General features: G+C 69.3%; 18 protein-coding genes and 1 tRNA gene. 12 read left to right on the top strand and 7 right to left on the bottom strand.

Annotated elements, in window-relative coordinates; translation table 11 throughout:
• The first annotated feature begins 1 nt into the window (after position 1).
• Positions 2 to 1,087, top strand: coding sequence for an ATP-binding protein (locus tag LRR16_RS13700; protein ID WP_370646807.1), 1,086 nt, complete (start codon positions 2 to 4; stop codon positions 1,085 to 1,087).
• Positions 1,088 to 1,246: 159 nt separating this feature from the next.
• Positions 1,247 to 2,788, top strand: a complete 1,542-nt coding sequence (gene hemN, locus LRR16_RS13695; RefSeq protein WP_232206256.1) for an oxygen-independent coproporphyrinogen III oxidase — start codon at positions 1,247 to 1,249, stop codon at positions 2,786 to 2,788.
• A gap of 97 nt (positions 2,789 to 2,885) precedes the next feature.
• Here hemN and LRR16_RS13690 read toward each other — a convergent pair whose 3' ends face one another.
• Positions 2,886 to 3,806, bottom strand: coding sequence for a cytochrome c5 family protein (locus LRR16_RS13690; RefSeq protein WP_064574708.1), 921 nt, complete (start codon positions 3,804 to 3,806; stop codon positions 2,886 to 2,888).
• A 363-nt stretch (positions 3,807 to 4,169) separates the two neighbouring features.
• On the opposite strand from LRR16_RS13690, the gene LRR16_RS13685 reads away from it, so the two are divergent.
• Positions 4,170 to 4,245, top strand: a tRNA-Arg gene (locus LRR16_RS13685).
• 6 nt (positions 4,246 to 4,251) lie between these two features.
• Here LRR16_RS13685 and LRR16_RS13680 read toward each other — a convergent pair.
• Positions 4,252 to 4,980, bottom strand: coding sequence for a trans-aconitate 2-methyltransferase (locus LRR16_RS13680; protein WP_232206255.1), 729 nt, complete (start codon positions 4,978 to 4,980; stop codon positions 4,252 to 4,254).
• A gap of 172 nt (positions 4,981 to 5,152) precedes the next feature.
• Here LRR16_RS13680 and LRR16_RS13675 point away from each other — a divergent pair, with 172 nt between their 5' ends.
• From LRR16_RS13675 to LRR16_RS13650, 6 genes are all read left to right on the top strand, one after another.
• A complete protein-coding gene (locus LRR16_RS13675; protein WP_232206299.1) occupies positions 5,153 to 5,527 on the top strand; it encodes a VOC family protein in 375 nt (124 codons plus the stop codon).
• Between the two features lie 37 nt (positions 5,528 to 5,564).
• A complete protein-coding gene (locus LRR16_RS13670) occupies positions 5,565 to 6,254 on the top strand; it encodes a YafY family protein (protein ID WP_232206254.1) in 690 nt (229 codons plus the stop codon).
• Positions 6,255 to 6,369: 115 nt separating this feature from the next.
• Positions 6,370 to 7,065 carry an MOSC domain-containing protein gene (locus tag LRR16_RS13665; protein WP_232206253.1) on the top strand — a complete coding sequence of 232 codons (696 nt, stop codon included), beginning with the start codon at positions 6,370 to 6,372 and terminating at the stop codon, positions 7,063 to 7,065.
• Positions 7,066 to 7,167: 102 nt separating this feature from the next.
• Positions 7,168 to 7,566 (top strand): alternative ribosome rescue aminoacyl-tRNA hydrolase ArfB, encoded by a 399-nt coding sequence (arfB, locus tag LRR16_RS13660; protein ID WP_232206252.1) that lies wholly within the window; start codon positions 7,168 to 7,170, stop codon positions 7,564 to 7,566.
• Positions 7,567 to 7,790: 224 nt separating this feature from the next.
• Positions 7,791 to 8,993, top strand: coding sequence for an MFS transporter (locus tag LRR16_RS13655; protein ID WP_232206251.1), 1,203 nt, complete (start codon positions 7,791 to 7,793; stop codon positions 8,991 to 8,993).
• A gap of 74 nt (positions 8,994 to 9,067) precedes the next feature.
• Positions 9,068 to 10,135, top strand: a complete 1,068-nt coding sequence (locus LRR16_RS13650; RefSeq protein WP_232206250.1) for a GlxA family transcriptional regulator — start codon at positions 9,068 to 9,070, stop codon at positions 10,133 to 10,135.
• A gap of 31 nt (positions 10,136 to 10,166) precedes the next feature.
• On the opposite strand, the gene htpX is transcribed toward LRR16_RS13650, so the two are convergent.
• Entirely contained in the window at positions 10,167 to 11,045 is an 879-nt protein-coding gene (gene htpX / locus LRR16_RS13645) for a protease HtpX (RefSeq protein ID WP_232206249.1), read from the bottom strand.
• A 103-nt stretch (positions 11,046 to 11,148) separates the two neighbouring features.
• Positions 11,149 to 11,592, bottom strand: coding sequence for a hypothetical protein (locus LRR16_RS13640; RefSeq protein WP_232206248.1), 444 nt, complete (start codon positions 11,590 to 11,592; stop codon positions 11,149 to 11,151).
• Positions 11,593 to 11,852: 260 nt separating this feature from the next.
• On the opposite strand from LRR16_RS13640, the gene LRR16_RS13635 reads away from it, so the two are divergent.
• From LRR16_RS13635 to LRR16_RS13625, 3 genes are all read left to right on the top strand, one after another.
• A complete protein-coding gene (locus LRR16_RS13635; RefSeq protein ID WP_006579711.1) occupies positions 11,853 to 12,296 on the top strand; it encodes a Cd(II)/Pb(II)-responsive transcriptional regulator in 444 nt (147 codons plus the stop codon).
• 582 nt (positions 12,297 to 12,878) lie between these two features.
• Positions 12,879 to 13,298 carry a nucleoside diphosphate kinase regulator gene (gene rnk, locus LRR16_RS13630; protein WP_023265197.1) on the top strand — a complete coding sequence of 140 codons (420 nt, stop codon included), beginning with the start codon at positions 12,879 to 12,881 and terminating at the stop codon, positions 13,296 to 13,298.
• Between the two features lie 297 nt (positions 13,299 to 13,595).
• Positions 13,596 to 13,949, top strand: coding sequence for a hypothetical protein (locus tag LRR16_RS13625; protein WP_064574697.1), 354 nt, complete (start codon positions 13,596 to 13,598; stop codon positions 13,947 to 13,949).
• A gap of 170 nt (positions 13,950 to 14,119) precedes the next feature.
• Here LRR16_RS13625 and LRR16_RS13620 read toward each other — a convergent pair whose 3' ends face one another.
• The 3 genes from LRR16_RS13620 to LRR16_RS13610 form a co-directional block, all read right to left on the bottom strand.
• The gene (locus LRR16_RS13620) at positions 14,120 to 14,989 is read right to left on the bottom strand and encodes a neutral zinc metallopeptidase (protein ID WP_232206247.1); all 870 of its coding nucleotides are present in this window, start codon (positions 14,987 to 14,989) and stop codon (positions 14,120 to 14,122) included.
• Positions 14,990 to 15,136: 147 nt separating this feature from the next.
• Complete coding sequence (gene pyk, locus LRR16_RS13615) at positions 15,137 to 16,606, bottom strand: pyruvate kinase (RefSeq protein WP_232206246.1); 1,470 nt, start codon at positions 16,604 to 16,606, stop codon at positions 15,137 to 15,139.
• 164 nt (positions 16,607 to 16,770) lie between these two features.
• Positions 16,771 to 18,081, bottom strand: a complete 1,311-nt coding sequence (locus LRR16_RS13610; protein WP_232206245.1) for a glycerate kinase — start codon at positions 18,079 to 18,081, stop codon at positions 16,771 to 16,773.
• Positions 18,082 to 18,207 lie beyond the last annotated feature (126 nt).

The raw sequence follows: 18,207 nt of genomic DNA, 5'->3' as shown, positions 1-18,207 counted from the left end.
AGTGGCGGCGCGTCGCTTCGACACGATGTTCGTGCGCCTGTTCGTCGCGATGGCGGCGATCATGGTTGCGGTGCATATCCTTGGCGTGACCGTGGTGGAGAGCGTGTTTCCGCGGCACGGTCCCCGGCACGGCAGCCACGCCGTCGGTGGTACCGCCGACCGGCCCGCCGCACCGGCGCACGAGGGCCAGCGTCCGCCGCCGGGCCCACCGCGCCCGCCAGGCCCGCCCGGTCCGGGCAGGCCACCGCCATTCGGCATGCTGTTCCAGTTCGCCGCGATCGTGGCCGCCTCCTGGGTCGGTGCGCGCGTGCTGGCGCGCCCGGTGCAGCAGCTCGCGCGCGGCGCCGGCAGGCTGACCCAGGACGTCCACGCGCCACCGCTCGACGAACAGGGCGGACCGAACGAGGCGCGCGAGGCCGCGCGCGCCTTCAATCGCATGCAGCAACGGATCCAGACCCAGCTGGCGCAGCAGGCTCGCTTCCTGGCCGCGGTCTCGCACGATCTGCGCACGCCGCTGACCCGGATGGCCTTGCGCATCGAGCGGCTAGACGATGCCGACACGAGCCGGCGGCTGCGTCAGGACCTCGCCGAGATGAACGCGCTGATCGATGCCACGCTCGGCTATCTGCGCGAGCGCGAAGGCGCCGCCGGCCCGCGCCAGCGCGTCGACATCGCCGCGCTGGTGCAGGCCGTCGTCGACGATGCGATGGAACTGGGCCAGCAGGTCTCGTGCAGCGGCTCGGCGCAGCCGCTGGCAGTCTATCCGGCCGAGCTGCGCCGCGCGCTGGTCAATCTGATCGAGAACGCGCACCGCTATGGCGGCGGCGCCCGCGTGGCAATGACCGATGCGCCGGACAAGGTCGTCATCGATGTCGACGACGATGGCCCCGGCATTCCGCCGGACGAACTGGGGCGCGTGATGGAGCCGTTCTACCGCATCGAGTCCTCGCGCAGCCGGGCCACCGGCGGCGTCGGCATGGGCCTGGCCATCGCCGCCGACGCGGTGGCGCGCCATGGCGGCGAACTGATGCTGGAGAACCGGCCGGAAGGCGGTCTGCGGGCGACGGTGACGCTGCCGCGGGAGTAAGCCGGTAACTCCGCCACGGTGGTTTGACTGCAGCCTTCGGCGCAAGGGTGTTGCGCCGAAGGCTCCGCGCCGGGCCCGATGCGTCGGGCTTGATGTCGGTCAAGTCCGGCGCGTGCCGATCTGGCTAGCATCGAATCGGATTCCTCAAAAGGCCGCCGCATGGCAACGACCCTCCTCCATTCCGCTCCCGCCGCCGCTCCCGACTCCGTCATCCGCCGCTCCGACCTCGCCGATTTCCGCGGGCTCGCCGAGCGGATCGACGTCAACGGACCGCGCTACACGTCCTATCCGACCGCCGATCGCTTCCATGCCGGCTTCGGCGAGGACGCGTACCTGTCGGCGCTGGACGACTGCCGGGCAGGGGGCGCCGACGCGCCGCTGTCGCTCTACCTGCATATCCCCTTCTGCGAGAACATCTGCTACTACTGCGGCTGCAACAAGATCATCACGCGCGATCACGGCCGCAGTGCGCGCTATGTCCGCTATCTGGCGCGCGAGATGGCGCTGGTGGCAGCCCGGCTGGGTGAGCGCCGGCCGGTCGTGCAGTCGCACTGGGGCGGCGGTACGCCGACCTTCCTCGATCCCGCCGAAATGCGGCAGGTCATGGCCGCACTGCATCGGCACTTCGATCTGCGCGCGGACGGCGAGCATTCGATCGAGATCGATCCGCGCCGCGTCGACGAAGAACGGATGGCGCTGCTCGTCGAGCTAGGCTTCAATCGCGTCAGCCTCGGCGTGCAGGACTTCGATCCCCAGGTGCAGGCCGCGATCCATCGCGTGCAGCCGGTGGAAGACACCCGCCGCGTGGTGGCCGCCTCGCGGCGGCTCGGTTTACTGTCGGTCAGCATGGATCTGATCTACGGCCTGCCGCACCAGACCGCTGCCCGCCTTGGCGCGACGATCGAGCGGGTGCTGGAGATGCGGCCGGACCGCCTGTCGCTGTATAGCTACGCGCATCTGCCGCACGTCTTCAAGCCGCAGCGGCGGATCGACGAGGCCGCGATGCCGTCGGCCGGCGAAAAGCTGGACATCCTGGTTTCGGCCATCGAGCGGCTGACCGCGGCCGGCTATGTCTATATCGGCATGGACCACTTCGCGCTGCCGGACGACGCGCTGGCCCGCGCCCAGCGCGAAGGACGGCTGCAGCGCAACTTCCAGGGCTATGCGACCCACGCCGGTCACGACCAGCTCGGTTTCGGCATCTCGGCGATCGGCGCGGTGGCCGGCCGCTACGTGCAGAACGCGCGTACTTTGGACGAGTACTACGGCGCGCTCGATGCCGGCAGGCTGCCCGTGCTGCGCGGCCATCGATGCGACGCCGACGACCGGCTGCGCAAGGACATCATCGGCGCGCTGATGTGCCACGGCGTACTCGATACTGCGGCGGTCGCGCGGCGGCACGGCATCGACTTCGACGCCAGGTTTGCCGCCGAGCGCGCCGAGCTGGCGTCGCTCGCGGAGCAGGGGCTGGTGCGGATATCCGATAAGCGGATCGACGTGACGCCGCTGGGACGGCTGCTGGTGCGACGCGTGGCGATGGTGTTCGATCGCTACCTGCGGGGCGACCGGACGGCCGCGGCGCAACCCACAACCGAGTCGGATCCCGTTTTTGAACAGGCGGTGGCGCACCCGCTGCTACGGATGCCGCCGACATCCCGCTCCGGGGCGGCGCCGACGCCCCGATACTCGCGTGTGGTATAGCGCGGCCGAACGGCAGACGTAAAAAAGCCAGCGGCATGCCGCTGGCTTTTTTGTGCTGCGGAGTCGGGCGCCGCGCTGGCGCCCCGGTGTCGCAGCCTTACTTCGACGCGTTGACCATGTAGTCGGCTGCCGCAATCACGTCGGCGTCGGGGCCGGCGTACCCGCCCTTCGGCGGCATCACGCCCTTGCCCTTCAGCGCAAAGTTGTGGACGGCGTCCATGCCTTCCTTGATGCGCGGCGCCCAGGCGGCCTTGTCGCCGACCTTCGGCGCACCGGCAACGCCGGCGGCGTGGCACGCGGCGCAGACCTGATCGTAGACACGCTTGCCGACTTCCGCCGACGCGGCGGCCGGGGCTGCAGCCGTCGTTTGAGCCGGTGCAGCGGCTGCCGGGGCCGGAGCGGCCGGTGCCGCTGGTGCAGCGGCGGCAGGAGCAGGAGCCGGAGCGGCCGCCGCAGCGTCAGCCGCCGGTGCGGCGGGTTCCGAAGCCGCTGCGGTGGTCGCTGCGGCCGGCGCGGGCGCGGCAGGCTCCTGCAGCTTGCCGCCGGCCGAGTTGACCAGATGCACCATCGCACGGTCCAGTTCGTAATCGGAGAAATCGTCCGGCGAGGTGCCGGCGCGCGGGGGCATCGCGCCCTTGCCGGCGATCACCGATTTCAGCAGGCCGTCGTGGCCCTGGCCGAGGCGGGCGCTCCAGTCCCCGGCGGCGCCAAACTTCGGCGCACCAGCCGCGCCGGTGGCGTGGCAGGCCGCGCAGACGGCGGTATAGACCTGTTCGCCGGTCTTGTAGACGCGCGGGGCATTGGGATCGCGCAGTTCGAGCGAGGCAACCGGCTTGATGCGGTCAACCACCGCTTCCGCCGTATCGGTGGAGCCGGCGCCTTCCGGGCCACCGTAACCGACGAAGCTGACCAGCAGGATGATCACGGTGATCGGCACCACGAAGGCGGCAATCACCACAGCGATCAGCTGCTTCGGGGTCTTGATGGGAGACTCGTGTTCGTTATGGACGTCGCTCATGCTGAACTCTCGATTTTGCAGGAAACCCGTGACCGCTCCGCTTGGCGGCCTTTCGTTGGTCCGTGTCTGGGCCTGACTGCCGCCCCCTCCGCGCTTTCGAGTCTGCCGAGCCTGACAGCCACACCCCATGCCGCCTGGCGCGCCGTCCGAGTGGACGAGACGCAGCCCCGCTTTTGCGCAAATAACGGGCGATTATAGCCGCAAAGCCCCTCCCGATGGCGCGAAAAGCGCCTCGGACGAAACCCGTAGGGCCCGGGAAAAGATGCGCCGGCATGGACGCGCCACGGCAAACGCGGTATCCTATGCGACTTTCCGACGACGGCATTCGCCGCAGTCGACCGCGCGGCTCCCGCCGCCTCTCGTGCGCCCGTAGCTCAATGGATAGAGTACTGCCCTCCGAAGGCAGGGGTTGCTGGTTCGATCCCAGCCGGGCGCGCCAATCACGCTATCTCGCTACGGCGACGAGAAGCATCATCGGCCTCTCGATTTCCTCTTCCAGCCCGGGATTCAATCTGATCTGTTCCGCGGAGGGAGCGAATTCTTCGACGTCCTGGACCGTAAATCCGGCTCGTATCAGCGTATTGAGCGTGGTGGCGATGGTCCGGTGGTACTTCAACACGCCTTTCGCAAACCAGTCGGTCCGGCGTTCCCCCTCGACCGAATAACGATTGACCGGCCACGTCTTGCGGCCGTCCCCGTCGACGATCCAGCGTGGATCGGCGGCAGCCGTGAAGATGGGATGTTCAATCGTGAACACCATGCCGCCGCCCGGCGCCAGGGCCCGATAAATCATCCGGGCCAGACGTTCGAAGTCCTTGATGTAGTGGAACGTCAGCGCGCTGTAGGCGAAATCAAAAGCCGACTCGGGTAACTCCACCGTCTCGATATCTGCGATCCGATATTCGATGTTCGGATCCGTCGTGTCCGCTCTTGCCCGCGTTAGCATGTTCTCGGAGATATCCAGCCCAAGAACCGAAGCTGCGCCTTGCTCGCGCATCCATCTCGTTGCCCAGCCAAAGCCACAGCCGAAGTCGACGACACGGCTACCTGTCAAATCGGGCAGCATGGCTCGTATGGCCGGCCACTCGGGCGCCCCGTCGAGGCCATGGATTTGGCGAGGCAATTGGCTGTAGCCAATAAAGAAATCCGGATTGTCGTAAATGTTCTGCGCCATGATGGAGACCCAGATATCGTCGCATTCGCGCTAGGCTAGTTTAGTACCGTCGATGTCTCCGCCCCGCCTTCCGGATACCCGGATGCCGGCCAACATCGTGCCTCCTGACACCACGCTGTCAGCAGCCCCCTCGCAAACTGCGGTCTCCTTCAACGACCACCGAGGTGGCATCATGCAAAACGTTCTGATCAACTGGCTGGAGATTCCTGTCGTCGATATGGCGCGCGCCGTGCAGTTCTACGAGCGGGTCTTCGAGACGAAGCTGCGCCGGGAAACGATGAGCGAGATCGACATGGCAATCTTTCCGCATTCCCATTCCGGTGGCGCGCTGGTGGCCGGCGAGGGGTTCAAGCCGAGTACCGAGGGCAGCTTGCCTTATCTGCATACGCCGGTGCTCAACGACCTGCTGGCACGCGTGGCCGGCGCGGGTGGCAAGACCGTGTTCGGTCCGATGGAGCTGCCCGACGAGATCGGACGGATCGCCCACATCATCGACAGCGAAGGCAACAAGATCGGCCTGCACGAGCCCGTGCCGGCCAACCGCTGACCGTGCCTTTGACCGTGCCTCTGTCCGACCCACGCTCATGAGCCGCCGCGCCGACCGCCTGTTCCAGATCGTCCAGGTCCTGCGCGGCCGCCGCCTGACCACGGCGGCGCTGCTGGCGCAGCGGCTGGGGGTGTCGGAGCGGACGGTCTATCGCGATATCCAGGCGCTGTCGATTTCCGGCGTGCCGATCGAAGGCGAGGCCGGGATCGGCTATCGGCTGCGGGCGGACTTCGACGTGCCGCCCCTGATGTTTTCCGGGATCGAAGTCGAGGCGCTGGTGGCGGGGCTGAGGATGCTGAAGGCCTGGGGCGGGGGCGCGCTCGCCGCCGCGGCCGATCCGGCGCTGGAGAAGCTGGTGGCGGCGCTGCCACCGACGCGCCGGTTGTCGGCGCAGCAGAGCCGGGTCTTCGCGCCGGCCTATATGCACGACAGCAAGGTTCGCGAGGCCTTCGACGTCGTCCACGGCGCCATGGGCGAGCAGCGGCTGCTGCGGCTCGATTACTGCGACGCGCAGCAGCGGCTCACGGAACGTGTGGTGCAGCCGCTGGGCCTGTTCTTCTGGGGCAATGTCTGGCTGCTGGCGGCGTGGTGCACGGCGCGCGAGGACTACCGGAGCTTTCGCCTCGATCGCTGCCGGGCGATCCGGATGCTGGACGATCATTTCCACGAGACCCCTGACCGTTCGCTGAACGGCTTCCTGAAGGCGGTGAAGGCCACGGGGTTCTGAGGGTCGCGAAGCGACCGGCAGCGTTCCTGTGTTCGGCGCTACACTTGCCGCCTTGATGACGCACAGGTATTCCGCGCGCGTCTGCCCCATTCCATCCCGTCCAGGAGAATCCGCCGTGAGCCCGTCCCAGGTCACGATCCGCGAGGTATTGACCGGCACCGCCAAGCCTTATGGCGGACCCAGCAAGCCCGGCAAGCAGAGCGCGATCGACAAGCATCCCGTCTGCGCTCCCGTCGCGGTGGGTACGCTGGGGCTGCACGGCGACGAACAGGGTGACCGCCGCATCCATGGCGGGCCGGAGAAGGCGGTCCATTGCTACCCGTGGCAGCACTACGCGACATGGCGGCAAGACATCGGCCCCTTGCCGGTGCTGCAGCGCGCCGGCGCATTCGGCGAGAACCTGAGCTGGGCCGGCGGCGACGAGCATGGCGTCTGCATCGGCGACATCTGGCGGATCGGCTCGGCCACCTTGCAGCTGTCGCAACCGCGGCAGCCATGCTGGAAGCTGAACGTGCGGTTCGGTCGCGAAGACATGTCGGCGCTGGTGCAGCAGAGCCTGCGCATCGGCTGGTATTTCCGCGTGCTGGAGCCGGGCACACTGCGGGCTGGCGATGCCGCGGTGCTGCTGGAGCGGCCGCATGCCGACTGGTCGGTGGCGCGGCTGGCCGGCCTGGTGCGCGACCGCGAGACCGATCCGGAACTGCTGGACGCGGTACTGGCCTTGCCGCTGGTCGATTCGTGGCGGCGGCTGTTCGAGCGCCGCCGCCAGAGCGGGGCAATCGAGGACTGGACCCCAAGACTGCGGGGATAGCCGCGCGCATCGCGGAGTCCGGCCGCTCCGGCCGCCGGAACTTTGCCCGAAGCGCGCCGGACTGACCTTGAAGCGCGCCGCCCCACCCCAAGTTGACCGACCATGCCCGTCGCCATCCCCCACCACGAGTACCAGATCACCGCGATCCGCGCGCAGGGGGCGGGCGGGCAGAACATCAACAAGGTGTCGAACGCGGTGCATCTGCGCTTCGATGTCCGCGCGTCCTCGCTGGCCGAGGACCACAAGCAGCGCCTGCTGCAGCTGCACGACCATCGCATTACGCGTGACGGCGTCATCGTGATCAAGGCGCAGCAGCACCGCAGTCTCGAACTGAACCGCGACGAAGCGGTCCGGCGGCTGCACGAGCTGGTCGACAGCGTGGCGGTGCCGCCGCCGGTGCGTCGACCGACGCGGCCGACGTTCGCGTCGAAGCTGCGGCGGCTGGAGGGCAAGACGCAGCGCAGCCAGATCAAGGCCTTGCGCGGCCGGGTGGCGGAGTAGGGCGGCGGCGCGCGCCTTCGCCCTCTCGTCTTCTCGTCTTCTCGTCCTGGGACCTGCGCCGCTCGCACCGCGGCGCCCTCGCATTCTTCGCATCCCTCGTCGCCTCGCGCGCCTGGTCCGGCCGCTTGGCAGAAATCCACGGATCGTTGTCCGAAGGCCAGCTCGCGGGACTTTTAAGCTCGGTGGCATCCCTGCCAATCCACAGAAGCCGAGGAAACGTCCCGATGAAGCCGATGTCCCCGATGTCTCATGCCCGCGTGCTGGCGATCTGCCAGGCGCTGTTCACGTCCGCCCTGTCGGTCGACCTGACGCTGACCGGCCTGGTCGGCTACACGCTGGCGCCCGACAAGGCGCTGGCCACCGTGCCGTTCGCACTGATCACGGTCGCATCGGCGGTCACCGCGATCGCGGCGGCCTTTCTGATCGAGCGGCTCGGGCGGCGGTTGGCCTTCTGCCTGGGCGGCATCGCCTGCACCGCGGGCGGCCTGATCTCGGTCTGGGCCATCGCCCGCCACGATTTCCTGGCCTTCTGCGCCGGCACCGCGCTGGTCGGCGTGTTCCAGGCCTTTGCGCGCTTCTATCGGCTGGCCGCCGCCGATGCCGCGCCGGCCGCGGACAAGCCGCGCGCGATCTCGGCCGTGCTGACCGGCGGCGTGGTGGCCGCGGTCTGCGGCCCGGCGATTGCCGCCTGGTCGACCGACCTGATGAGCCCGCTGCCGTTCGCCGGTTCCTATGCCGTGGTGGCGGCCTTCGGCGTGGCGACGGTGCTGCTGCTGGCCTTTGCCTATCGCGAGCCGCCTCCGCCGCCGGCCGGGAGCAATCCGGAATCCCAGTTGCCCGCGCGCCCGCTGGGAGAGATCGTGCGCCAGCCGGTGTTCCAGGCCGCCTTCGCCAACAACGGCATCGGCAACGCGGTGATGATGTTCGTGATGACGGCCACGCCGATCGCCGCGGTTGCTTGCAACCACACGATCGCGCAGGGCGCGCAGATCATCGAATGGCATCTGGTCGGCATGTACGCGCCGTCCTTCGTGTCGGGCTGGCTGCTGCAGCGCTTTGGCAATCCGGCGATGCTGATGGCCGGCATCGGGCTGTCGGCGCTGTCCAGCGTGATCGCGCTGGCCTCGACCTCGCTGCCCGCGTTCTATGCCGCGCTGCTTTGCCTGGGCGTGGGCTGGAATTTCATGTTCGTCGGCGGCACGACCCTGTTGACCAGCAGCTATCGCGATGCGGAGCGGGCGCGGACGCAGGCGGTGGCCGAGTTCTCGACCGCGGTGCTGACCGCCGCCGCGACGCTGGCGGCGGGCCAGATCCTGCACCACTACGGCTGGGATGCGGTGAACCTGGCGGCCTTGCCGGCGCTGGCCGTGGCGCTGCTGATCACGCTGGGCTGGCAGCGGCGCAGCCGGGCGCTCGCACCGGTATGATCGGCCGCATACCGGCCTTCACGCTCGCTCTGGCGAGGACCTTGCCCCCTTCGCCAAGGAAGCCCACCAAGCCCATGCCCAGCCATCTGCATTCCGTCTCGGACACGCCCCGCGTGGTGTTGATCGTCGCCCCGGACCCGGCGCAGGAGCTCGACGTCACCGGCCCCACGGCCGTGTTCGGCCAGGCCAACCGGCTGTCCGGGCGGCCTAATCCGTCCTATCAGATCCGCATCGCCAGCGTCAGCGACGACGCGGTGATCCGTACCGAGAGCGGCATCCGATTGTTGGCTGATGCGCCGTTCCACCGGATCGCCGAGACCTTGCCGGGCCCGGTGGACACGCTGCTGCTGGCCGGCGGCGCCGGGCATGCGGCGGCGGCCGACAACGCCGCGTTGATCCACTGGCTGCGGGAGATGGCACCGCGCGTGCGACGGCTAGGCGCGGTGTGCACCGGCGCCTTCGTGCTGGCGCGCACCGGGCTGCTCGATACGCAGCGCGCCACCACGCACTGGCGCCATGCCGAGAAACTGGCGCGGCGGCATCCGCGCGTGACGGTCGATGCCGATCCGATCTGGATCCAGGCCGGGCGCCTGTACACGTCGGCCGGCGTCACCGCGGGCATGGACCTGTCGCTGGCGCTGGTCGAGGACGATCTGGGCCACGCGGTCTCGCTGGCGGTGGCGCGCGAACTGGTGCTGTTCCTGCGGCGGCCGGGCAGCCAGGCGCAGTTCTCCAGCGCGCTGCAGGCGCAGGCGGCGCAGAGTCCGGAGCTGAGGGAGTTGCAGGGATGGATCGCGGACCATCTGGACGCGGACCTGTCGGTCGGCGCGCTGGCCGAGCGTGTGTCGATGAGCCCGCGCAATTTCGCGCGGGTGTTCGCGCGGCAGGTGGGGCAGACGCCGGCCCGCTACGTCGAGACGCAGCGGGTCGAGGCGGCGCGGCGGACGCTCGAACAGAGCGACCGCCGGCTGGAGACGGTGGCGCGCATGGCGGGATTCGGCAGTGCCGACGGCATGCGGCAGGCCTTTCTGCGCCATCTGCGCACCACGCCGGAACGCTATCGCGCCGCGTTCCGCGCGCAGTCGACGCAAACGCAGACGCAGACCGGGGCGCCGCGGGAACCGGTGAACGCGGCCGCCTGATGTGGCCGCGGCCGGTCTGCGCGGACCGGTTTCAGCGGGTGCCTTGCAGCGCCGCGATGCGGGCCTCGATCGGCGGATGGCTGGAGAACAGCGCCAGCCACGACTTGCCGCCAGAGATGCCCATCGCCTGCATGTTCTGCGGCAGGCCGTCGGCTTCCATGCCGCCCAGGCGGCGCAGCGCCGCTACCATCGGCGACGGCGTGCCCATCAGGCGGGCGGCGCCGGCGTCGGCGCGGAACTCGCGATGGCGCGAGAACGCCGCGACGATGATGCTGGCGAGGATGCCGAACACGATTTCGCAGATGATCACGGTGACCATGTAGCCGATGCCGGGGCCGCTCGATTCCTCGTCGTTACGGCGCAGCATCGAGTCGACGAAGTAGCCGACCACGCGGGCGAGGAAGATCACGAAGGTGTTCACCACGCCCTGGATCAGCGTCAGCGTCACCATGTCGCCGTTGGCCACGTGCGCGACCTCGTGCGCCAGCACGGCCTCGGCCTCTTCGCGCGACATGCTCTGCAGCAGGCCGGTCGACACCGCCACCAGCGAGCTGTTCTTGGTCGCGCCGGTGGCGAAGGCATTGGGTTCGCCCTCGTAGATCGCGACCTCGGGCATCGGCAGGCCGGCGCGCTGGGCCAGCTTCTCGACGGTCTGCAGCAGCCACAGTTCGGTGCTGGTGCTCGGATGGGTGATCACCTGCGCGCCGGTCGACCATTTGGCGATGGTCTTGGACATCAGCAGCGAAATGAAGGCGCCGCCGAAGCCCATCAGCGCGGCGAAGGCGAGCAGCATGCCGAGGTTCAGGCCGTTGGCGGTCAGGAAGCGATTCACGCCGAGCAGGCTCGCAGTGATGCTCAGCACGATCATGACGGCGAGGTTGGTCGCCAGGAAAAGCAGGACGCGTTTCATCTTGGTTCAGTCAACAGGGAAAAGGCGCGGACAGAGCCGCATGGCGAAGGCCCGCGAAGGCTCGCGGGGCTTCGGGTTCGGGATCGGCGCGGACGGCCGGGATTCAGCCGCGCGGCGGGCGCGGCAGCAGTGGCAGGTCGGGTTCGGGCAGCCGCAGCGCGGCGTAGGCGGGCGGGCCGGCGCGGCCGCCGGCGTCCGTCATGGCGGGCGCCGAGGGAAGCAGCAGCTGTTCGGCCAGATCGGCGCCGGACGGCGCGGCTTCGCCGGCATCGGCGAACGGGGAGGGCGCGGGCGCGCCGCAGTCCGATGCCGGGTCGGCGGTGGCGCTCAACAGATCCGAAGCGCCGGCCAGTACCGTGTCGATGGTCGCGACGACGTCGATCGCCTTGGCGGCCTCGACCGATTCGGTCGCGTGCGTGGCCGCGCCGCCTGCGGGCATGCCGGCGCCTGCCCAGCCATGCAGCGGCAGCAGGGCAAGCAGCAGCGGCAACAGCGACAGCCGGAGCAGTCGCTGCAGCGATCGCACGAAGGTGGCGGAGCGCAGCACGAGGTTCGCGTGGGGTATCGAAAGCGATCCGGGCCAGCTTCTCGGGCCGACCCGGTTGGGCGATTCTACCCGAGATGCGAACGCGCCATTCGGGCGGGAAATCGGTCCGTTCCCGTCGCCCCCGCGAAGGCGGCGGCCCAGCGGCTTCGGAGCACCACCGAGGACCAGAGACCATTGCAGGCACCGGGTCAAAGGCAAAGCGCACACCGCTGCACTACACTGCCTCTTGAAAACCCTGTAATCGCTACAAGGTGGGGATCATGAGAATCGGAGAACTCGCCCGCCAGTCGGGCTGCGACGCGGAGACGATCCGCTACTACGAGCGCGAAGGGCTGCTCGATGCGCCCCAGCGCGAGGACAACGGCTATCGCCGCTACGGCGACGCCCATCTGGTGCAGCTGAACTTCGTGCGTCACTGCCGCTCGCTCGGCATGAGCCTGTCCGACGTGCGCCGGCTGCGCGATTTCGCACGCGATCCGAGCGCGGCCTGCGACGGCATCAATTCGCTGCTGGACCGGCAGATCGAGCAGATCCACGCGCAGCGGCTCGCGCTGGAGGCGCTGGAGAGCCAGTTGCGGGCGCTGCGGCACACCTGCGAGGAAGGCCACCGCGCCAGCGAATGCGGCATCCTGCAGAACCTGCAGCAGGCGGCCGGCGGCGGACCTTGCGAGTGCCACCGCACCGAAGCCGGCCATCCGCATTGAGCCGCGGTGGTCGCGGCCGCGCCACTTTGCCGGTGCTGTGCTAGCATCCCGCTAACCGGTCACGCGATTCGTCGCGCCCGCTTTTTTTTGAGCTCCCGGTTTTAGCTTCCGAACTACAACTTTCGGGACCGCGGCCACGGCGCCGCATTCCCAAACCGCACCCCTTGCCGATGTTCGCTCGCCGCTTCGTCTCGTTCGCCCAGGCCCGCCGCCTTGCCCGGCTGGCCGGCGTGCGCGTGGCGCGGCAGATTGCGAACGCGGCCCGCATGCGCGCACCGCTGATGCGCGCACCGCGTATGGCGGCCGGTCTGGCCGCCGTCCCTTTCCGCCGGATCACGCGCCGAATCCCCGCCCCGCTTGATCCCGCCCGGTTCCCAGCCTAGCCGCACCGCAGTCGCGCCGGGCCAGCCGAACCGGGCCCGAGCCTCCTTTTCCGGATCGTTTTCCCGCCACGCGCGCCGCTCGCAGTAGCCGCACGCCGGGCGTCCACCGGCACCATCGCCGCGCGGACGCCGATCCGGCCGAATCCAACAGACAAGCCAGACAAGCGCGCCCAGGCGCGCGCACCATACAGGAGCCGCCATGACCGCATCCGCTTCGCTGCAGCCCACGCTGTACCTGACCGAACTCGACGTGACCCGACTGGAGCGCATCGCCAGCCGGGCCCCCGCCAATGGCATCGCCGAGATGCTGGACGACATCCTGGCCCGTGCGGCGATCGTGCCGCCCGAGGCGATTCCGCAGGACGTGGTGACGATGAACTCGTCGGTGCGCTGCGCGCTGGAAGGCGACCCGGCGCCGCGCCAGTGGACGCTGGTGTACCCGGACAACGCCGACTTCGAGGCGGGCCGGATCTCGGTGTTCTCGCCGGTCGGACAGGCGCTGCTGGGCGCCCGCGCGGGCGAGACGGTCAGCTATCGGCTGCCGGACGGCCGCGAGCAGCGGGTGACGGTGCTGGAGCTGTCCTATCAGCCCGAGGCGAACGGCCAGTTCACGCTGTAGTTGGCGCTGCAGTTCACGCTGTAGTTGGCGCTGCAGTTGACGCTGTAGTTGGCGCTGCAGTTGACGCGGTACTTCGCGTTGTAAGGCGCCGGCGGCCCGGCGGCGGCGCCTCGCGCGGGGCGCCGCTGATTCCGCCAAGTTGTCGTTTCACGGCGCACAACTCACCGTTCGTCGCAGCCCCATTTGTGGCCGCAAGGCCAGGGACTAACCTTCAACCCGTGCTCACATGGCGACATAGATCGCTCAGGGGCAGCAGGTAGCTGACACACAAATAAAGCTCAGTTGAAGGAGTCCCAAATGATCACCAGCCGTATCATCGGCGGCGCATTGGCCGTCATCGTGGCTGCGACCTCGGCGGTCGCCGTGGCCGCACCCGCCACCTCGAGCAAGGTCGGCAAGTTCGACGTCTACGCCGATGCGCTGCGCGCCGGCAAGTTCAACACCTTCACCGACGGCGCCCGCCAGGGCAAGTTCGATACCTTCAGCGAAGGCGCGCGCCAGGGCAAGTTCGATCCCTATAGCGAAGGCACCCGCCAAGGCCAGTTCGACAGCTTCAGCGAAGGCGCCCGTGCGCCGAGCGGCGAGATTGCCGCCAGCTCGCTGGACAACGCCCGCAGCGGCGACGGCTCGCTGTACGGCTATCGCGTCTGACGCCGGGCCGGCGCCGCGCCACGGGTAGCCATCCCAGGCCACCCCAAGGCAAGCGCGCCGGCCACACCGGTTTATCTCCCACCTGCCCGGTTGACCTCCTTTCCTCCTTCTCTCTCTCCGGGTGGGTGTTTTTTATTCCGCAGTCCGTTGCCTGCCGAGCGCGCCGGCCGTTACAGCTGGCGCGCCGCGAACGCGTCGCAGCGGCCGATATCGGCCGATTCGAGTCCGCGCCGCAGCCAGCGGACCCGCTGCTCGCTGGTGCCGTGCGTGAAGGCTTCCGGCACGACATAGCCTTGCGACTGGCGCTGCAGACGGTCGTCGCCGATCGCGGCGGCGGCCTGCAGCCCTTCTTCGATATCTCCGGGTTCGAGCAGCTGCTGGTTGGCGCGTTGCGCCGCCGCGGCCCAGACCCCGGCCAGGCAATCGGCCTGCAGTTCCATCCGCACCGACAGCTGGTTGGCCTGGGCCTCGCCCATGCGGCGGCGCGCGCTGTCGACCTTGTCTGACACGCCGAGCAGGTGCTGTACATGGTGGCCGACCTCATGCGCGATCACATAGGCCTGGGCGAAGTCGCCCGCCGCGCCGAAGCGCTTGCGCAGTTCGTCGTAGAACGCCAGGTCGATATAGACCTTCTGGTCGGCCGGGCAATAGAACGGGCCCATCGCGGACTGGCCCATGCCGCAGGCGGTCTGCGTCGCGCCGGTGAACAGCACCAGCGTCGGCGGCTCGTAGCGCCGGTTCAGCTCGGTTTCGAATAGCCGCGACCAGGTGCGCTCGGTGCTGCCGAGCACCTTGCGGACGAACACGGACATCGGGTCGGTGGCGGGCGGGCCCTGGGTGGCCTGCTGCTGCGGCGCCTCGGACTGCTGCAGCACCGAGGCGCCCTGCATGATCACGGTCGGATCGATGCCGAAGAAGTAGGAGGCGGCGAGGGCGACCAGGATCGTGCCGATGCCGATGGTCTTGCGGCCTGCGCCGAAGCCTCTGCTGCCTCGCCTGTCTTCCACATGTTGGCTTTCGGCTTCGTCGTCAAGGCGCATGGTGGCTCCGCTGGTTCAGGGTCGCGGCCACGGGAAACGGGCAAAGGCGCCCGGCCGCGAAGTGCCGCCAAGTATAGCAATGGCGGCACGGCGCGGGATTGCGGGGAGGGCGCCCCGGCTCGTGCGGGCCCGGTTATGCAGGCCCGGTTACGCGGGCACGGCGCTGGCAGCCTCGGCCGCGACGCTGGCCGGCACCCTGGTGCCGCCGACCTCGGCCACGCGCAGCAGATTGGTGGTGCCTCCCTGGCCGAACGGCATGCCGGCCGCGATGGTGATCTGGTCGCCCGGCTGGGCATAGCCCTCGGCCAGCGCCGCGCGCGTCGCCGCATCGACCATCTCGTCGACGCTCTGCACGTCCGGGCTGACGGTCGAATGGACGCCCCAGGCGAGCGCGAGCCGCCGCGCGATCTCGACATGCGGCGTGATGCTGACGATCGGCGCGCACGGCCGCTCGCGCGCGGCGCGAAGGGCGGTGGCGCCCGACGACGTGTAGGCCACCGTCGCCGCCGCACCGATGATCTGCGTGACCTCGCGCAGCGCGGCGCAGATCGCGTCCTGCCGAGTCGACAGCGGCGCCTCGTGCTGGGCGTCGAGCAGATTGCGATAGAGCGGATCGCGTTCGACCTCGGTGATGATGCGGTTCATCATCGCGACCGCGGGCACCGGGTGGCGGCCGTTGGCCGACTCGGCCGACAGCATCACGGCATCGGCGCCGTCGTAGATCGCGCTGGCGACGTCGGACGCCTCGGCACGCGTGGGCACCGGCGAATCGATCATCGATTCGAGCATCTGCGTGGCGATCACGATCGGCTTGCCGAGCTGCCGGCACACGCGCAGGATGCGCTTCTGTACGCCCGGCACGCGCTCGGGCGGCAGTTCCACGCCGAGGTCGCCGCGCGCGACCATCACCGCGTCCGACACCCGCACGATCTCGTCGAGCTGCTGCAACGCGGCCGGCTTCTCGATCTTCGACAGCACGCCGGCGCGCGTGCCGATGATCTCGCGCGCCTCGACGATGTCCGACGGACGCTGCACGAACGACAGCGCGATCCAGTCGGCGCCGAGCGACAGCGCGAACTCGAGATCGCGGCGGTCCTTGTCGGTCAGCGCGGGAATCGGGATCACCGCGTCGGGCACGTTGACGCCCTTGCGGTCCGACAGCGTGCCGTGATTGACCACGCGCGTGGTAATGCTGCCCGCCGACACCGACTCGATCCGCAGCTGCACCTTGCCGTCGTCGATCAACAGCGACTGGCCCGGTGCGGCGACGCGGAACAGCTCCGGATGCGGCAGATGCACGCGCGTCGCATCGCCCGGGGTCGGATCGCTGTCGAGCACGAACGGATCGCCGGCCTTGACCGCGACCTTGCCGACCGCGAACGTGCCGATACGCAGCTTCGGTCCCTGCAGATCGGCCAGCACCGCGATCGGACGGCCCGTCTCGGCCTCGACCTGGCGCACGGCTTCATAGCGCTGGCGATGGTCCTCGTGCGTGCCGTGGCTGAAGTTCAGCCGGAATACGTCGGCGCCGGCCTCGAACAGCTGCCGGATCACCGCGATATCGGTGCTCGCCGGTCCCAGCGTGGCAACGATCTTGGCTTTGCGCTGGCGTCGCATGGTGTCTCCTGTTGCGGTGATTGCAGTGGTGCGGTGTTCGCAGTAATCGCGTTGTTCGCGTTGATGCGGTGGGATCGGGCACGCTGGCGTGCCGATCGCGATTCGATACCGTTGCTGTTGTGGTTGTCGTTCCCGGCAGGCGCGGCGGCGTCGCAGGGCCATCGTCAGAGGATCAGCATCGCGCGGAAGTCGTTGACGTTGGTGCGAGTCGGCCCGGTGACGATCAGATCGTCGAGCGCGGCGAAGAAGCCGTAGCCGTCGTTGTCGGCCAGGCGCGCCCGCGCCGACACGCCGCGCGCGGCGGCGCGCTCGAGCGTGTCGGGCGACAGCAACGCACCGGCGTTGTCCTCCGAGCCGTCGATGCCGTCGGTGTCGGCGGCGATCGCATGCACGCCGGGCAGGCCGTCGAGCGCCACCGCCAGCGACAGCAGGAACTCCGCGTTGCGCCCGCCGCGGCCATTGCCGCGCACGGTCACGGTGGTCTCCCCGCCTGACAGCAGCACGCAGGGCTTGCGCCAAGGCTGGCCGCGCTGCGCGACCTGGCGCGCCAATGCCGCATGCACCAGCGCGACCTCGCGCGCCTCGCCCTCGATGCAATCCGAAAGAATGTGGGCCTCGATGCCGAGCGCACGCGCACGCGCGGCGGCGGCTTCCAGCGCCTGCTGCGCGGTGGCCAGCGTCACGCTGCGATGGCCTTCGAAGCGCGCGTCGCCGGGCTTGGGCGTTTCACCGGCGCCGCTCTCCAGATGCGCGCGCACGGCCGCCGGCACCTCGATGCCGTATTTGTCGATCACCGCCAGCGCATCGGCGCAGGTGGTGGCGTCGGGCAACGTCGGGCCGCTGGCGATCAGCGTCGGATCGTCGCCCGGAATGTCGGAGATCAGCAGCGTCTCGACGCGCGCGGGGGCGCATTGCAGCGCGAGCCTGCCGCCCTTGAGCGCGGAAAGGTGCTTGCGCACGCAGTTCATCTCGCCGATATTGGCGCCGCTGCGCAGCAGCGCCTTGTTGACGGCCTGCTTGTCGGCCAGCGTCAGCCCCGGCGCAGGCGCCGCCAGCAGCGCCGAGCCGCCGCCCGAGATCAGGCACAGCACCAGGTCGTCGGCGCTCAGTCCCTTGACCAGTTCGACCATGCGCTGCGCGGCCTGCTGTCCGGCGGAGTCGGGCACCGGATGCGCGGCCTCGACGACCTCGATGCGGGAGCACGATGCCCCGTGCCCGTAGCGCGTGACCACCAGTCCCGACAATTCGCCCTGCCAGTTGGCCTCGACCGCCTGCGCCATCGACGCGGCGGCCTTGCCCGCGCCGATCACCACGGTACGGCCCTTGGGCGGTGGCGGCAGTTGCGGCGGCAGGCATTGGCCCGGACTGACCGCGGCAACCGCTGTGTCGAACAGCTCGCGCAGCAGCGCGCGCGGATCGGCAAGACTGTCGCGACGCGGCGGCGTCAGCAGGGCGGCGTGGGAATCGGAATACATGGCGGTGCGGGATGAGCGTAGGCGGAGCGACTCGTCATTCCCGCGAACGCGGGAACCCAGCGGCTTCCGAAGTCACTGGGTCCTCGCATTCGCGGGGACGACGCCAGGGTTGGCCAGGACGAGGGC

The sequence above is a fragment of the Cupriavidus sp. UGS-1 genome, assembly GCF_021213615.1.
Lineage (GTDB): Bacteria > Pseudomonadota > Gammaproteobacteria > Burkholderiales > Burkholderiaceae > Cupriavidus.
Note: the sequence above shows the minus strand (reverse complement) of the source record. Positions and strands in the feature narration are given on the sequence as shown.

Coding starts and splice junctions, on each gene's coding strand:
- hemN (WP_232206256.1), top strand. CDS start 1,247: ATGGCAACGACCCTCCTCCATTCCGCTCCCGCCGCCGCTCCCGACTCC.
- LRR16_RS13690 (WP_064574708.1), bottom strand. CDS start 3,806: ATGAGCGACGTCCATAACGAACACGAGTCTCCCATCAAGACCCCGAAG.
- LRR16_RS13680 (WP_232206255.1), bottom strand. CDS start 4,980: ATGGCGCAGAACATTTACGACAATCCGGATTTCTTTATTGGCTACAGC.
- LRR16_RS13675 (WP_232206299.1), top strand. CDS start 5,153: ATGCAAAACGTTCTGATCAACTGGCTGGAGATTCCTGTCGTCGATATG.
- LRR16_RS13670 (WP_232206254.1), top strand. CDS start 5,565: ATGAGCCGCCGCGCCGACCGCCTGTTCCAGATCGTCCAGGTCCTGCGC.
- arfB (WP_232206252.1), top strand. CDS start 7,168: ATGCCCGTCGCCATCCCCCACCACGAGTACCAGATCACCGCGATCCGC.
- LRR16_RS13655 (WP_232206251.1), top strand. CDS start 7,791: ATGAAGCCGATGTCCCCGATGTCTCATGCCCGCGTGCTGGCGATCTGC.
- LRR16_RS13650 (WP_232206250.1), top strand. CDS start 9,068: ATGCCCAGCCATCTGCATTCCGTCTCGGACACGCCCCGCGTGGTGTTG.
- htpX (WP_232206249.1), bottom strand. CDS start 11,045: ATGAAACGCGTCCTGCTTTTCCTGGCGACCAACCTCGCCGTCATGATC.
- LRR16_RS13635 (WP_006579711.1), top strand. CDS start 11,853: ATGAGAATCGGAGAACTCGCCCGCCAGTCGGGCTGCGACGCGGAGACG.
- rnk (WP_023265197.1), top strand. CDS start 12,879: ATGACCGCATCCGCTTCGCTGCAGCCCACGCTGTACCTGACCGAACTC.
- LRR16_RS13625 (WP_064574697.1), top strand. CDS start 13,596: ATGATCACCAGCCGTATCATCGGCGGCGCATTGGCCGTCATCGTGGCT.
- LRR16_RS13620 (WP_232206247.1), bottom strand. CDS start 14,989: ATGCGCCTTGACGACGAAGCCGAAAGCCAACATGTGGAAGACAGGCGA.
- pyk (WP_232206246.1), bottom strand. CDS start 16,606: ATGCGACGCCAGCGCAAAGCCAAGATCGTTGCCACGCTGGGACCGGCG.
- LRR16_RS13610 (WP_232206245.1), bottom strand. CDS start 18,081: ATGTATTCCGATTCCCACGCCGCCCTGCTGACGCCGCCGCGTCGCGAC.